Origin of the sequence: Pseudomonas sp. DVZ6 (genome assembly GCF_024259445.1) — a bacterium.
Lineage (GTDB): Bacteria > Pseudomonadota > Gammaproteobacteria > Pseudomonadales > Pseudomonadaceae > Aquipseudomonas > Aquipseudomonas peradeniyensis.
Genome location: NZ_JANCLM010000015.1, coordinates 1 through 14,264, shown reverse-complemented (window position 1 = coordinate 14,264; position 14,264 = coordinate 1). Strand labels below are relative to the sequence as shown.

14 protein-coding genes are annotated in these 14,264 nt (G+C 63.3%); 10 read left to right on the top strand and 4 right to left on the bottom strand.

All coding sequences use genetic code 11. The features are described from left to right. Window positions 1-5: 5 nt before the first annotated feature. A complete protein-coding gene (locus NMG10_RS10790; RefSeq protein WP_254464326.1) occupies window positions 6-899 on the top strand; it encodes a ChaN family lipoprotein in 894 nt (297 codons plus the stop codon). Between the two features lie 170 nt (window positions 900-1,069). Here NMG10_RS10790 and NMG10_RS10785 read toward each other — a convergent pair whose 3' ends face one another. The 3 genes from NMG10_RS10785 to NMG10_RS10775 form a co-directional block, all read right to left on the bottom strand. Then, entirely contained in the window at window positions 1,070-1,348 is a 279-nt protein-coding gene (locus NMG10_RS10785; RefSeq protein ID WP_203648064.1) for a TfoX/Sxy family protein, read from the bottom strand. 274 nt (window positions 1,349-1,622) lie between these two features. After that, window positions 1,623-1,976, bottom strand: coding sequence for a pentapeptide repeat-containing protein (locus NMG10_RS10780; protein WP_254464325.1), 354 nt, complete (start codon window positions 1,974-1,976; stop codon window positions 1,623-1,625). A gap of 100 nt (window positions 1,977-2,076) precedes the next feature. Then, window positions 2,077-3,639, bottom strand: coding sequence for a bifunctional aminoglycoside phosphotransferase/ATP-binding protein (locus NMG10_RS10775; RefSeq protein WP_234563019.1), 1,563 nt, complete (start codon window positions 3,637-3,639; stop codon window positions 2,077-2,079). A 116-nt stretch (window positions 3,640-3,755) separates the two neighbouring features. Here NMG10_RS10775 and mrcB point away from each other — a divergent pair, with 116 nt between their 5' ends. From mrcB to msrQ, 9 genes are all read left to right on the top strand, one after another. Further along, on the top strand, window positions 3,756-6,077 hold the full coding sequence (gene mrcB / locus NMG10_RS10770) for a penicillin-binding protein 1B (protein WP_203648062.1): 2,322 nt from the start codon (window positions 3,756-3,758) through the stop codon (window positions 6,075-6,077). A 26-nt stretch (window positions 6,078-6,103) separates the two neighbouring features. Beyond that, window positions 6,104-6,883, top strand: a complete 780-nt coding sequence (locus NMG10_RS10765; protein WP_203648061.1) for a M48 family metallopeptidase — start codon at window positions 6,104-6,106, stop codon at window positions 6,881-6,883. Next, complete coding sequence (locus NMG10_RS10760) at window positions 6,880-7,212, top strand: YqcC family protein (RefSeq protein ID WP_203648060.1); 333 nt, start codon at window positions 6,880-6,882, stop codon at window positions 7,210-7,212. Before NMG10_RS10765 ends, NMG10_RS10760 begins: the two co-directional genes overlap by 4 nt. Window positions 7,213-7,619: 407 nt before the next feature. Further along, window positions 7,620-9,344 carry an acetolactate synthase 3 large subunit gene (locus NMG10_RS10755; RefSeq protein WP_232857782.1) on the top strand — a complete coding sequence of 575 codons (1,725 nt, stop codon included), beginning with the start codon at window positions 7,620-7,622 and terminating at the stop codon, window positions 9,342-9,344. Window position 9,345: 1 nt separating this feature from the next. Then, window positions 9,346-9,837 carry an acetolactate synthase small subunit gene (gene ilvN / locus NMG10_RS10750; protein WP_003250040.1) on the top strand — a complete coding sequence of 164 codons (492 nt, stop codon included), beginning with the start codon at window positions 9,346-9,348 and terminating at the stop codon, window positions 9,835-9,837. Between the two features lie 53 nt (window positions 9,838-9,890). Further along, window positions 9,891-10,907, top strand: coding sequence for a ketol-acid reductoisomerase (gene ilvC, locus NMG10_RS10745; protein WP_027917653.1), 1,017 nt, complete (start codon window positions 9,891-9,893; stop codon window positions 10,905-10,907). Between the two features lie 151 nt (window positions 10,908-11,058). Continuing rightward, window positions 11,059-11,910: a CDP-diacylglycerol--serine O-phosphatidyltransferase gene (gene pssA, locus NMG10_RS10740; RefSeq protein ID WP_028691215.1), complete on the top strand. Its 852-nt coding sequence runs from the start codon at window positions 11,059-11,061 to the stop codon at window positions 11,908-11,910. 77 nt (window positions 11,911-11,987) lie between these two features. Further along, a complete protein-coding gene (gene msrP, locus NMG10_RS10735) occupies window positions 11,988-13,001 on the top strand; it encodes a protein-methionine-sulfoxide reductase catalytic subunit MsrP (protein ID WP_254464324.1) in 1,014 nt (337 codons plus the stop codon). Next, complete coding sequence (msrQ, locus tag NMG10_RS10730; RefSeq protein ID WP_254464323.1) at window positions 13,001-13,609, top strand: protein-methionine-sulfoxide reductase heme-binding subunit MsrQ; 609 nt, start codon at window positions 13,001-13,003, stop codon at window positions 13,607-13,609. The genes msrP and msrQ overlap by 1 nt, the downstream gene beginning before the upstream one ends. 226 nt (window positions 13,610-13,835) lie before the next feature. Here the strand turns inward: msrQ and NMG10_RS10725 are convergent. Next, window positions 13,836-14,264 (bottom strand): hypothetical protein (locus NMG10_RS10725; RefSeq protein WP_254464322.1); only part of this gene is annotated, 429 nt, incomplete at its 5' end.

The following is a 14,264-nucleotide window of genomic DNA, read 5'->3' as shown; positions in this document are numbered from 1 at the left end:
TCACCATGCGCCATCCTGTGCTGTCTGGCCTGTCGATCTGCCTGGCGCTGGCGCTGGGTGGTTGCCAGGCGAGCCTGCCACCCGTGCCGGCCTGGCAGGGTATCGAGGGCCGCGACAGCGCCCAATTGGGGCAGATCATCGAGTTGTCCAGCGGCCAGGCACTGAGCCCCGGGCAGTTGGTCCAGCGCCTGGCCGATGCGCCACGGGTACTGGTGGGTGAAAAGCACGACAACCCCGACCATCACCGCCTGCAGCTCTGGTTGCTGCGCGCCCTGGAGAGCCGCCGGCCGCAGGGCAGCCTGCTGCTGGAAATGCTTGAGCCGCAGCAGCAGGCCCTGGTCGATGCGCAGAAGGGCAAGGCGTCGCCGCCAGCCGACCTGCCCAAGGCCCTCGACTGGCAACCCGGTTGGGACTGGGCGCTGTACGGGCCGATCGTCCGCGAGGCCCTGGGCCAACCTTACCCGTTGCTGGCCGCGAACCTGTCGCCGGAGGAAGTCCGCCAGGCCTATCGTCAGCCCGTGACACCATCGGGTGAGCGCTCCAATGCGCCGGCCGTGGTGCAGGCGCTGCTGGCACAGGTGCGCGCCGGCCACTGCAACCTGCTGCCGGAAAACCAACTGCCGGCGATGTTGGCGGTGCAGCAGCAGCGCGACCGACGCATCGCCGAGCGGCTGCTGGCCGCGCCGCAACCGGCGCTGCTGTTCACCGGCAGCTACCATGCGCGCAAGGACCTGGGCGTGCCCCTGCATCTGGCCGACCTCGACGCCAAGGCCGAGGGCAAGGTGCTGTTGCTGACGGAAGTGGGGGAGACGGTCGAGCCGGGCATGGCCGACTTCGTCTGGTACACCCCGGCGACGCCGGAGCAGGACTACTGCGCCCAACTGCGCAAGGCGCACTGAATCGCGGGCAAAAAAAGACCCGGCAAAGTGCCGGGTCAATAACCGTGATTAGCCTGATGAGGAGATAATCTGAGCGTCCGAACCAGGGAGCATTCAGGTTACCCAACCGGTCTCGCGACCAGTTGTGATAATCATAACGATTCTCATTTCGGAGTCAATGCCTTTTCCAATTATTTTTCGTTTTTCTGTGACGGGCATTTCGCGTCGAGCTGTTGGTTCAGCGCTTGCTTGCGTTCGGCCGGCAGGTCGTTCCAGTGCATGTCCAGCAGGGCCCCCTCGATGGCGTACAACAACACCTTCGAAGCCCGGAATCCTCGCGTTCTCACGGCTTGATAGGCACCCACCGCGCCGAGCCGGCGCAGGTCCGAAGCACTGTGGATACCGACGGCGTGCAGCCATTGCGCGGAGGTCTTGCCAAGGTTTTTCAGATGCTGCAATTCATCGTTCATCGAGCCTCCTTGCGATGGCTGAACGGGTCGTGGGGATAAATCGCGAGCAGGTCAATGAGGAGTGTAGCGGGGGTTGTGAATAACGCGGCCTTTTGCCATCGGGGCCGACGGGATGCAGTACTTTCGCTGGATGGAACCCTGCTGGAGCGGGTGCGTGGGAGCGGGCTTGCCCCGCGATGGCGATCGCAGGGGCCGATGCTATCGCGGGGCAAGCCCGCTCCCACGCACCCGCTCCAGCAAAGTTCGCGCCCACAGCCTTGTGCAGGCCAGGCGCTTACCCTTGGCGCTGGCTGCGATAACGCATCCGCGTCCCGAACTTCACCGACATCAGGATCTCGTCGGCGCTGAGCTCAGCCGGGAAGTAGGTCCCGGAGATCTGCGCATGGGCGAGGCTGGCGCCCTCCAGGCCGTTCTCGCGCAGGTCGAGCCCGCGCAGGTCGGCAGCGCGAAAGTACGCGTCGGTGAAGTCGATGCCGCGTACGTCCAGGTCGCGCAGATCCAGGCCGCGGAAATCACCGCCTCGAAAGTCGATAGTCGAATCGCTGGGCTTCTCGCGGTTGAACGCCGCGATCTTCTCGTCGCGGATCATCGAGTACAGGACGTTGTCCAGCTGACGGGGCTGATTCATGGCGGCGCCTCCTCCGTGGGGTGTGATGATATTGTAATGACATCACTGGAGGGACGCCGGACTTCAGGCGTGAACTGTCGACTGCTTCACGCCTTGCGGGTCAAAGGCCGGGCAGGTGCTGGCGGATCTGCTCGATCAGTTGGTCCATGCTGGCGCTTTCCTGGGTGTTCACGCGCTTGCTGTGCTTCTGCTCCTCGGCATCCAGCGGGTCGCGGCTGGCTTGCTGCGCCTGGATCACTTCCAGGGTGGCGTCCGAAGGGTCGATGGCTTCGGCCTGGCGCTGGGCCAGCCAGCTGGCGATCACCGCGTCGGGGGCCTGGCAGTCGAGAATCAGGAATGGCGCGCCGGTCTTGTTGGCCACGTCCGCCGCCGCCTTGCGCTGCTGCTGCTTGAGGTAGGTGGCGTCGAGCACCACCGGGAAGCCGGCGCGCAGGATGATCGCCGCCAGCTCATGCAGGCGCTTGTAGGTGGCAACGCTGGCCTCCTTGTCGTAGATGCCTGCCTCGAGCTGGCCGGCGTTGTCTGCCGATTGCTTGCCGAACAGGCGCTTGCGCTCGACATCCGAACGCACGCGGATTGCGCCCAGCGCTTCGACCAGGCGCATGGCCACGTGGCTCTTGCCCACCGCCGAAACGCCCTCGGTAATGGCCAGCAGGCGCGAGGGAATGGCGCTGTAGCTTTCGGCCAGGTTGGCGTAGTTGCGGTAGGTGCGCAGGGTGGTGGCGCGCTGCACGCCGTCGGCGTCGGGCGACAGGCTGAACAGCGCGACCTTGGCCCGCACCAGGGCGCGGTAGGCCTTGTAGAAGTTCAGCAGCTCCAGACCTTCGTAGTCACCGGTCAGCTCCAGGTACTGGCTGATGAAGCGTCGCGACAGGCACTTCAGGCCGCGGTCCTCGAGGTCCATGGCCAGGAAGCCGACGTCGGCGTAGACGTCGGTCAGGCGGAACGGCTCGTTGAACTCGATGCAGTCGAAGATCACCACCTTGCCGTCGATCAGGGTGGCGTTGCCCAGGTGGATGTCGCCGTGGCACTCACGGATGAAACCATCGGCCTTGCGCGCCTCGAGCAGACCATGCAGGCGCTTGAAGCTGTCCTGGGCCCAGGCCTGCAGGTTGTCCAGTTGCTGCAGGTCGGCCTTGTCGGTCAGGAACGGGCGGATCTGCTCGAAGTTCTGCTCCACCGGCGCCATGACCGCGTCCGGGGTGCCCAACGGATGGTCGACTGGCACTTTCGGCGCCTGCAGGTGGAACTCGGCGATCTGCCGGGCCATCTGGTCGATGTGACCGGCGTTCAGCTCGCCGTTGGCCTGCAGGGTGCTGAGCATCTGGTCCTGAGGGAACTGGCGCATCTTCAGCGCGTACTCGATCGCCGGGCCTTCGCCGCCGATCTGCGGGGCCTCGACGCTGCCGGTGATCGGCAGCACTTCCAGGTACAGGCCTTCGGTCAGGCGCTGGTTCAGCCGCAGCTCTTCGTTACAAAAATGCCCGCGCTGGTCGAGGCCGGTGAAGTCGAGGAAGCCGAAGTTCATCGGCTTCTTGATCTTGTAGGCGTACTCGCCGGTGAGCAGAACCCAGGAGATATGCGTCTCGATGAGCTGGAAGCCCGCGACAGGGTGCGGATAGAGGGCGGGGTTCTGCAGCGCGCTGATCAGGGCTTGGCTCACGGATCATCCTTCAGGGGTCAGGGAATTCGAATCGGACATTATGGTCAATGGTGCCGTCCCTGCAAACCGCCGTAGGCGTCTGCCCCCCTTTTCCAAAGTGCGTATAATCCGCCGCCATGACACGTACCCGAAATTCCCGCACCTCTAAAAAACGCCCGACCGGCCGCGCCCGCGCCTGGCTGGGCTGGGCACTCAAGCTCAGCCTGGTCGGCCTGGTGGTGATCGCCGGCTTCGCGGTTTACCTCGATGCGACCGTCCAGGAGAAGTTCTCCGGCAAGCGCTGGACCATCCCGGCCAAGGTGTATGCCCGGCCGCTGGAGCTGTTCGTCGGCCAGAAGCTGAGCAAGAACGACTTCCTCACCGAACTCGATGCCCTGGGCTATCGCCGGGAAGGCGTGGCCAATGGCCCGGGCGCCGCGTCGGTCAATGGCAACAACGTCGACCTCAACACCCGTGGTTTCCAGTTCTACGAGGGCATGGAGCCGGCGCAGTTCGTGCGCGTGCGCTTCTCCGGCGACTATGTCGCGGGCCTCAGCGGCGCCAATGGCGGCAAGCTCGACGTGGTGCGCCTCGAGCCGTTGATGATCGGCGGCATCTACCCGAAGAACCTCGAAGACCGCATCCTGATCAAGATCGACCAGGTGCCGCCGTACCTGGTGGAAACCCTGATCGCCACCGAAGACCGCGACTTCTACAGCCACTTCGGCGTGTCGCCCAAGTCCATTGCCCGGGCCGTCTGGGTCAACACCTCTTCGGGCGCCATGCGCCAGGGCGGCAGTACCCTGACCCAGCAGTTGGTGAAGAACTTCTTCCTCACCAACGAGCGCAGTCTCAGTCGCAAGCTGACCGAAGCGATGATGTCGGTGCTGCTGGAAGTGCACTATGACAAGCGTGAAATCCTCGAGGCCTATCTGAACGAAGTGTTCATCGGCCAGGACGGCCAGCGCGCGGTGCACGGCTTCGGCCTTGCCAGCCAGTTCTTCTTCAGCCAGCCGCTGCAGGAACTCAAGCTGCACCAGATCGCCTTGCTGGTGGGCATGGTCAAGGGCCCGTCCTACTACAACCCACGCCGTCACCCCGAGCGCGCCCTGCAACGGCGCAACCTGGTGCTCGACCTGCTCGCCGAGCAGGGCGTGGCCACCCAGGAGGTGGTCGATGCAGCGAAGAAGATGCCGCTGGGCGTGACCAAGCGCGGCAGCCTGGCCGACAGCTCGTTCCCGGCCTTCCTCGACCTGGTCAAGCGCCAGCTGCGCCAGGATTACCGCGACGAAGACCTGACCGAGGAAGGCCTGCGCATCTTCACCAGTTTCGACCCGATCCTGCAGATGAAGGCCGAGACCGCCATGAGCGAGACCTTCAAGCGCCTGGCCGGGCGCAAGGGCGCCGACGAAGTGGAATCGGCGATGGTCGTCACCAACCCCGAGACCGGTGAGGTGCAGGCGCTGATCGGCAGCCGCCAGTCGGGCTTCGCCGGCTTCAACCGCGCCATCGATGCGGTGCGGCCGATCGGCTCGCTGGTCAAACCGGCGGTCTACCTGACCGCGCTGGAGCAACCGAGCAAGTTCACCCTGACCAGCTGGGTGCAGGACGAGCCGTTCTCGGTCAAGGGCGCCGATGGCCAGGTGTGGCGTCCGCAGAACTACGATCGCCGCCCGCACGGCACCATCTACCTGTACCAGGGCCTGGCCAACTCCTACAACCTGTCGACCGCCAAGCTCGGCCTGGAAGTGGGCGTGCCCAACGTGATCAAGACCATCGGTCGGCTCGGCGTGCAGGTCGACTGGCCGGCGTTCCCGTCGATGCTGCTGGGCGCCGGCGGCATGTCGCCGATGCAGGTGGCGACCATGTACCAGACCATCGCCAACGGCGGCTTCAACACGCCGATGCGCGGTATCCGCAGCGTGCTCACCGCCGAAGGCGAGCCGCTCAAGCGCTACCCGTTCCAGATCCAGCAGACCTTCGACCCGGGCTCGATCTACCTGGTGCAGAACGCCATGCAGCGGGTAATGCGCGAAGGCACTGGTCGTTCGGTGTACAGCGTGCTGCCAAGTTCGTTGACCTTGGCGGGCAAGACCGGCACCAGCAACGACTCGCGCGACAGCTGGTTCTCCGGCTTCAGCCAGGACCTGCTGGCGGTGGTCTGGCTGGGCCGCGACGACAACGGCAAGACGCCGTTCACCGGTGCCACCGGCGCGCTGCAGGTGTGGACCAGCTTCATGAAGAAGGCCGACCCGCTGCCGCTGGACATGCCGCAGCCGGACAACGTGGTGCAGGCCTGGATCGATCCTTACAGCGGCCAGGGTTCCGACGGCAGCTGTCCGGGAGCGGTGCAGATGCCGTATATTCGTGGCAGTGAACCACCCGCTGGCGCCACCTGTGGTGGCGAGCAGAACCCGGCCGAAGAGGTGATGGACTGGGTCAAGGGCTGGATGAATTGAGCGCGAGCTTCTGAAGAGGGTGTGAAGTGAACAAGTGGTGGATTCCTGCCGTGGCGGCAGTGACCGTGCTGCACGGCTGTGCCAGCGTCCCGCGTGGCAACATTCCGGTGGTCGATTCGAGCACCCGGGTCTCCAACAGCGAGCGCGTCTCGGCCAACCGCACGTCGGCCTATCCGACCAGCGGCGGCAGCAGCCAGGCCCGGTCGTTGCCGGAAGACTCCGGCGTCACCGTGATGATCCCGCAAGGGACCGGCGGCGCGCCGATCCAGTCGTTCCCGGCAGGTACCGGCTCGGCACCGATCAGCACCGGGCCGATCACCCCGGGTCCGGTCAGCAGCGGCCCGATCAGCACCAACCCCAATCCGATCGCCGACGAGCCCTTCGACATCGCCTCGATGAGCAATCCGGCACCGGTCACCAGCGCGCCCACCGGGATTCCGCGGGGCAACGTCTCCGGCGGCGGCCTGTCCGCCGACGAACAGCTCGACGGCCCGGTGCTGGCGCTGCTGACCACCGCCCAGCAGCAGCAGGGCAGTGGCGACTTCAACGGCGCCGCGTCGAGCCTGGAGCGTGCCCAGCGCATTGCCCCGCGTGAGCCGCAGGTGCTGTTCCGCCTGGCCCAGGTGCGCCTGTCGCAGGGCGACGCCGCGCAGTCCGAGCAACTGGCGCGCCGCGCCCTGACCTACGCCAATGGTCGCCCCGACCTGCAGGCGCAGCTGTGGAACACCATCGCCCAGGCCCGCGAGAAGCAGGGTGACAGTGCCGGCGCGGCCCTGGCGCGGCAGAAGGCGCGGGTCAACCTGTGATGGAACAGCGCATTCTCGATATCGCCGACCATCTGCTGCTGATCGAGCGCGAGCTCAAGGTCCAGGGCTGGTGGAGTGATGCCGCACCCAGCGCCGAGGCGCTGGCCAGCGTGGTGCCGTTCGCCGTCGACAGCATGGCCTTCGAACAGTGGCTGCAGTGGATCTTCCTGCCGCGGATGACGCTCATTCTCGAGCACGGCCACCCGCTGCCCAATGCCTCGGGCATCCTGGTGATGGCCGAGACGGTGTTTGTCGACCGTCCGGAACAAAGCCGCGAGCTACGGCGCCTGTTGGCAGAATTCGACCAATTGATCAGCCCCTCCGCCTGATTTCTTCTCTTTTTCCATCAAGGGCCGCAGATTGTGGCCCTTTTTTATGGAAATCTTCTTAAATCTGCTGCTGAGCACCTTTTTAGTGGTTGCAGCAATTCATCTTGCGGAAAAATTGGCAATAATTTTTCTTGACTTGTGCGCGCCGAATCACAAGAATCCAGATTCCGCTGTAGAGGGACTGCCAGAAGCAGACCCGCTAAGCAGATCATGAGGCGCACACCCGCGCCGACTTGTAACACCCCGCAACGCGTTACCTCGCGCTGGGTGGGAAGGCCCGCAACACACCAGGGCACTCCCAATACTTGCTCAGTCAGTGCTGACGTTCGCTCATGCTCTGCTTGGCAGTAAACCTATTAAGACCCGCTCAGTGAGGGCGGTATTCTGGCGTTTTAGAGGTGAACAACGTGGAGCTTTTATCTGGCGCTGAGATGGTCGTCCGCTTCTTGCGTGACGAAGGCGTTAAGCACATCTACGGGTACCCTGGTGGTGCTCTCCTTCATGTTTACGATGCCCTGTTCAAGGAACCGGAAGTCCAGCACATCCTGGTCCGCCACGAGCAGGCTGCCACCCATATGGCGGACGGTTACGCCCGTGCCACCGGCAAGGCCGGCGTGGTACTGGTGACTTCCGGCCCGGGCGCGACCAATGCCATCACCGGCATTGCCACCGCCTACATGGATTCCATTCCGATGGTCATCCTGTCTGGCCAGGTGCCCAGCACCATGGTCGGCACCGACGCGTTCCAGGAAACCGACATGATCGGTATCTCCCGGCCGATCGTGAAGCACAGCTTCATGATCAAGCACGCTTCGGAAATCCCCGAAGTCCTGAAAAAAGCCTTCTATCTTGCGCAGTCCGGCCGTCCCGGCCCGGTAGTGGTCGACATTCCAAAAGATATGACCAACCCGGCCGAGAAGTTCGAGTACATCTACCCGAAAAAGGTCAAGCTGCGTTCGTATAGCCCGGCTGTTCGTGGTCACTCCGGGCAGATCCGCAAGGCGGCCGAGATGCTCCTGGCGGCCAAGCGCCCGATCGTCTACTCCGGCGGTGGCGTGATCCTCGGCGGCGGCTCCGAAGCCCTCACCGAAATCGCCAAGACGCTGAACCTGCCGGTCACCAACACCCTGATGGGCCTCGGTGGCTTCCCCGGCACCGATCGCCAGTTCCTCGGCATGCTCGGCATGCACGGCAGCTATACCGCCAACATGGCCATGCACCACGCCGACGTGATCTTCGCCGTCGGTGCGCGTTTCGACGACCGCGTGGTCAACGGCCCGGCCAAGTTCTGCCCGAACGCCAAGATCATTCACATCGACATCGACCCGGCGTCGATCTCCAAGATGATCAAGGCCGACGTGCCGATCGTCGGCCCGGTCGAGAGCGTGTTGAGCGAGATGCTCACCATCCTCAAGGAAATCGGCGAGCAGCCTGACAAGGCGGCGCTGGATGCCTGGTGGAAGCAGATCGACGAATGGCGCGGCGACGGTGCGCTGTTCCCCTACGACAAGGGCGACGGCAACCTCATCAAACCGCAACAGGTGATCGAGACCCTGTGCGAAGTGACCAACGGCGATGCCTTCGTCACCTCCGACGTGGGCCAGCACCAGATGTTCGCGGCGCAGTACTACCGCTTCAACAAACCCAACCGCTGGATCAACTCCGGCGGCCTGGGCACCATGGGCTTCGGTTTCCCGGCGGCCATGGGCGTCAAGCTCAACTTCCCCGACCAGGACGTGGCCTGCGTTACCGGTGAAGGCAGCATCCAGATGAACATCCAGGAGCTGTCCACCTGCATGCAGTACGGCCTGCCGGTGAAGATCGTCAACCTGAACAACGGTGTGCTGGGCATGGTCCGCCAATGGCAGGACATGGCCTACAACGGTCGCCACTCGCACTCCTACGTCGAGTCGCTGCCGGACTTCGTCAAGCTGGCCGAGGCCTATGGCCATGTGGGCATCCGCATCACCAGCCTGAAAGACCTCAAGCCGAAACTGGAAGAGGCTTTTGCGATGAAGGACCGCCTGGTGTTCATCGACATCGCGGTCGACCGGACCGAGCACGTCTATCCGATGCAGATCAAGGACGGCTCGATGCGTGACATGTGGCTGAGCAAGACGGAGCGTACCTGATATGCGGCACATCATCTCTTTGCTGCTGGAAAACGAACCCGGTGCCTTGTCTCGCGTGGTCGGCCTGTTCTCCCAGCGCAACTACAACATTGAAAGCCTGACCGTGGCACCGACCGAAGACCCGACCCTGTCGCGTCTGACGCTGACCACCGTTGGCCATGACGAGGTGATCGAGCAGATCACCAAGAACCTGAACAAGCTGGTCGAAGTGGTCAAGCTTGTCGACCTGTCGGAAAGCGCCCACATCGAGCGCGAACTGATGCTGGTCAAGGTCAAGGCCACCGGTGCCCAGCGCGCCGAAATCAAGCGCACCACGGATATCTTCCGTGGCCAGATCGTCGACGTGACCGCCAGCGTGTACACCGTGCAACTGAGCGGCACCAGCGACAAGCTGGACAGCTTCATCCAGGCCATCGGCACCGCATCGATTCTCGAAACCGTGCGCAGTGGCGTCACCGGCATTGCCCGTGGCGACAAAGTGCTCAGCATCTAACTTCAAAAACTAGCGATGGCTCCGCTGGGGCCGAGATATAACAGGGGTATTTCATGAAAGTTTTCTACGATAAAGACTGCGACCTTTCCATCATCCAGGGCAAGAAAGTCGCCATCATCGGTTACGGTTCGCAAGGTCACGCCCAGGCGTGCAACCTGAAGGACTCCGGTGTGGACGTTACCGTCGGTCTGCGTAAAGGTTCGGCTACCGTTGCCAAGGCAGAAGCCCACGGCCTGAAAGTGGCTGACGTGGCTACCGCCGTCGCCGCTGCCGACCTGGTCATGATCCTCACCCCGGACGAATTCCAGGGCCAGCTGTACAAGAACGAGATCGAGCCGAACATCAAGAAGGGCGCCACCCTGGCCTTCTCCCACGGCTTCTCGATCCACTACAACCAGGTCGTTCCGCGTGCCGACCTCGACGTGATCATGATCGCGCCGAAGGCTCCGGGCCACACCGTGCGCTCCGAGTTCGTCAAGGGCGGTGGTATCCCTGACCTGATCGCCATCTACCAGGACGCCTCGGGCAACGCCAAGAACGTCGCCCTGTCCTACGCCGCTGGCGTCGGTGGCGGCCGTACCGGCATCATCGAAACCACCTTCAAGGACGAGACCGAAACCGACCTGTTCGGTGAGCAGGCCGTTCTGTGCGGCGGTACCGTCGAGCTGGTCAAGGCCGGTTTCGAAACCCTGGTCGAAGCGGGCTACGCCCCGGAAATGGCCTACTTCGAGTGCCTGCACGAGTTGAAGCTGATCGTCGACCTCATGTACGAAGGCGGTATCGCCAACATGAACTACTCGATCTCCAACAACGCCGAGTACGGTGAGTACGTCACCGGCCCTGAAGTCATCAACGAAGAATCCCGCAAGGCCATGCGCAATGCCCTCAAGCGCATCCAGGACGGCGAGTACGCGAAGATGTTCATCAGCGAAGGCGCCACCAACTATCCTTCGATGACCGCCAAGCGCCGCAACAACGCCGCCCACGGCATCGAAATCATCGGCGAGCAACTGCGTTCGATGATGCCGTGGATCTCGGCCAACAAGATCGTCGACAAGACCAAGAACTGAGTCTTGCGTCGATAAATGAAAAACGCGGCTTCGGCCGCGTTTTTTCGTTTGCGCGGTCAGCTTCTGGTATAAAGCGACCAGTGGCTCGCTGTTAGAACGGTTTTGCCGAGCCCATGTCGAACATATTCCACCCTGTTGCAAGGTACTTTTCATGAGCGAACGTCCCGAAGAGCCGAACAAGCCCTCCGACGCCGAAAGCCTGCTACCTGTCGATGAGCACGTTGAAGAAGGTCACGACGCCGAAGGGCGCAAGGTGCGTCACCGCGGTATCTATCTGCTGCCCAACCTGTTCACCACCGCGAACCTGTTCGCCGGCTTCTATTCCATCATCAGCTCGATGAGCGCGCAGAGCGCCCTGAGCGCGGGTGATCCACGGGAGGCGAGCAAGTATTTCGCCTTCGCCGCCATCGCGATCTTCGTCGCCATGGTCCTCGACGGCCTCGATGGTCGCGTGGCGCGCATGACCAATACGCAAAGCGCCTTCGGTGCCGAGTACGACTCGCTGTCGGACATGGTCGCCTTCGGCGTGGCGCCGGCGTTGCTGGCGTTCGGCTGGGCCCTGGGCGACATGGGCAAGGTCGGCTGGATGGTCGCCTTCATCTATGTGGCTGGCGCTGCGCTGCGCCTGGCACGCTTCAATACCCAGGTCGGCACCGCCGACAAGCGTTACTTCATCGGCCTGGCCAGCCCGGCGGCGGCCGGCGTGGTGGCCGGTACCGTCTGGGCGTTCAGCGACTACGGCATCCAGGGCTCCAAGCTGTCGTTCCTGGTGGCGCTGCTGGTGGCAGCCGCGGGCATGCTGATGGTCAGCAACATCAAGTACAACAGCTTCAAGGAACTCGACCTCAAGGGCCGCGTGCCCTTTGTCGCGATCCTGGCCGTGGTGCTGGTGTTCGCCGTGGTGTTCAGCGACCCGCCGCGCATCCTGCTGCTGATCTTCCTCGCCTATGCCGCGTCGGGGCCGATCCAGTTCCTGTTGCGGGCGCGCCGTCGTAAATCCTGACAAGGATTTAATCGCGGAATAACCTGCCGGCTCCATAGTCTTACGTGTACATCAGTGACCCGTACTGTGGAGCCGCCATGCTCATCAAGCTTCCCCGATCCAGCGACTGCAAGTCGTCCGAGATCACCCCCGAAGATTTCTACCTCTCCCGTCGCAAGCTGCTGGGCGCCAGCCTTGCAGGTGCAGCCCTGGGTGCTTTGCCCCGGTTGGGCGCCGCGGCGGAGGTTTCCCGCTATGCCGATGTCGAGGCGGGCAGCGCGCCGGGCTGGTTCACCGATAAGCTCGGCGCCACGCGCTGGCAGGCGGTTACCGTCAGCGGTGAGGCGATCACGCCGTTCAAGGACGCCACCCACTACAACAACTTCTACGAGTTCGGGCCCGACAAGGGCGATCCGGCGGCCAATGCCGGCAGCCTGAAGACCGAGCCCTGGAGCCTGGTGGTGGATGGCGAGGTGGCCAAGCCCGGGCGCTATGCGCTGGAGGACTTCGTCAAGCCTTACCAGCTCGAGGAGCGGATCTACCGCCTGCGCTGCGTGGAGGCCTGGTCGATGGTGATTCCCTGGTTGGGCTTCCCCTTGGCGCAGGTGCTTAAGCAGGTCGAGCCAACCTCGAAGGCGCGCTATATCCGTTTCGAAACCCTGGAAGACCCGAAGAGCATGCCCGGCCAGCGGTCCGGCTTTGCCCTGATCGACTGGCCGTATGTGGAGGGCTTGCGCCTGGACGAGGCGATGAACCCGCTGGCGATTCTGGCGGTGGGCATGTATGGCCGTGAGCTGGCCAACCAGAATGGCGCGCCGCTGCGTCTGGTGGTGCCATGGAAGTACGGATTCAAGAGCATCAAGTCGATCGTGCGCATCAGCCTGGTGGCGGAGCAGCCGCAGACCACCTGGCAGGGGCTGGCGCCGGACGAGTACGGCTTCTATGCCAACGTCAACCCGACGGTCGACCACCCACGCTGGACCCAGGCCCGGGAGCGTCGCCTGCCCAGCGGGCTGTTCAGTCCCAATGTGCGCGATACGCTGATGTTTAACGGCTACGCCGATGAAGTGGCGTCGCTGTATACCGGCCTCGACCTGCGGAAGAACTACTGATGCGTTATCCCTGGCTGCGCCTGGCGATCTTCGTGAGCGGCTGCCTGTTCCCCGTATGGTGGTTGTACGAGGCGGCCATGGGGCTGCTCGGGCCGGATCCGGGCAAGATCATGGTGGACCGTCTTGGCCTGGGGGCGCTGGTCTTCCTGTTGATCACCCTGAGCATGACGCCGCTGCAGCGGCTGACGGGGTGGTCGGGCTGGATCGTGGTGCGGCGTCAGCTGGGGTTGTGGTGCTTTGCTTATATAGTGCTGCACATGACGGCGTACATGGTGTTCATCCTGGGGCTGGATTGGGGGCAGTTCGGGGTGGAGTTGCGCAAGCGGCCCTACATCATTGTCGGCGCCTTGGGTTTTCTTGGCCTGCTGGCGCTGGCGGTCACTTCCAACCGGTATAGCCAGCGGCGTCTTGGCGCGCGGTGGAAGAAGCTGCACCGCCTGGTCTATGTGATTCTCGGGTTGGGGCTGTTGCACTTCCTGTGGATCGTGCGCTCGGACCTGAAGGAGTGGGCGGTGTATGCCGCTGTTGGGGTTTTCCTTCTGGTGCTGCGCATTCCCCCGGTGTGGCGGCGTGTTCCACGATTGGTCGGGCGGGGGAGGGCGGCTTGAGGGTCGGTTGGGAATGGGGTTGGTGTTGTTAGGTGCCTGTCTTGGGATTGTGTTGTGTGTGCGAGGTGTTCGCCTTGGGGTTGCGTTGTGTTCCAGAGGTGTTCGCCGTGGGATTGCGTTGTGTCTCAGAGGTGTTCGCCGAAGATTCTCTGGCGCCTATGAGATCGAGCGCCGCCCGCGCGGCGCATCGCGGGACAAGCCCGCTCCCACATTTGTTTCGGGCCAGTCAATCCTGTGCCATTACCTGGTCCGCCTTGTTGGTACGACGCGTTTTCAGCGTGGTCACCACTGCCGCTGCGCACGACTCGAGGCATGCACCAAGGCAGGCGCCGATACTTTCACAGGCATAATTGGCCCGAAACAGATGTAGGAGCGGCCTTGTGCCGCGATGCGCCGCGCGGGCGGCGCTCGGTCTCATAGGCGCTGCAAGGGTTGTGGCGAACACCTGGAGGCCCTGACACGGTCTTTTCCCCCGATATTTCACTTTAATGAAATTAACGGTTGACGCCCTGTCAGATCCCCTTATAATGCGCCCCACTTCCAGCGACATCGGAACGAAAAACTCCTTGAATATCAAAGAGTTGATTGTTGAAGAGGGTGGCGGAGGTGCTTCGGTCTCACGATCGGCAGCGGTGAAAAAGGCAGTTGACAGCAG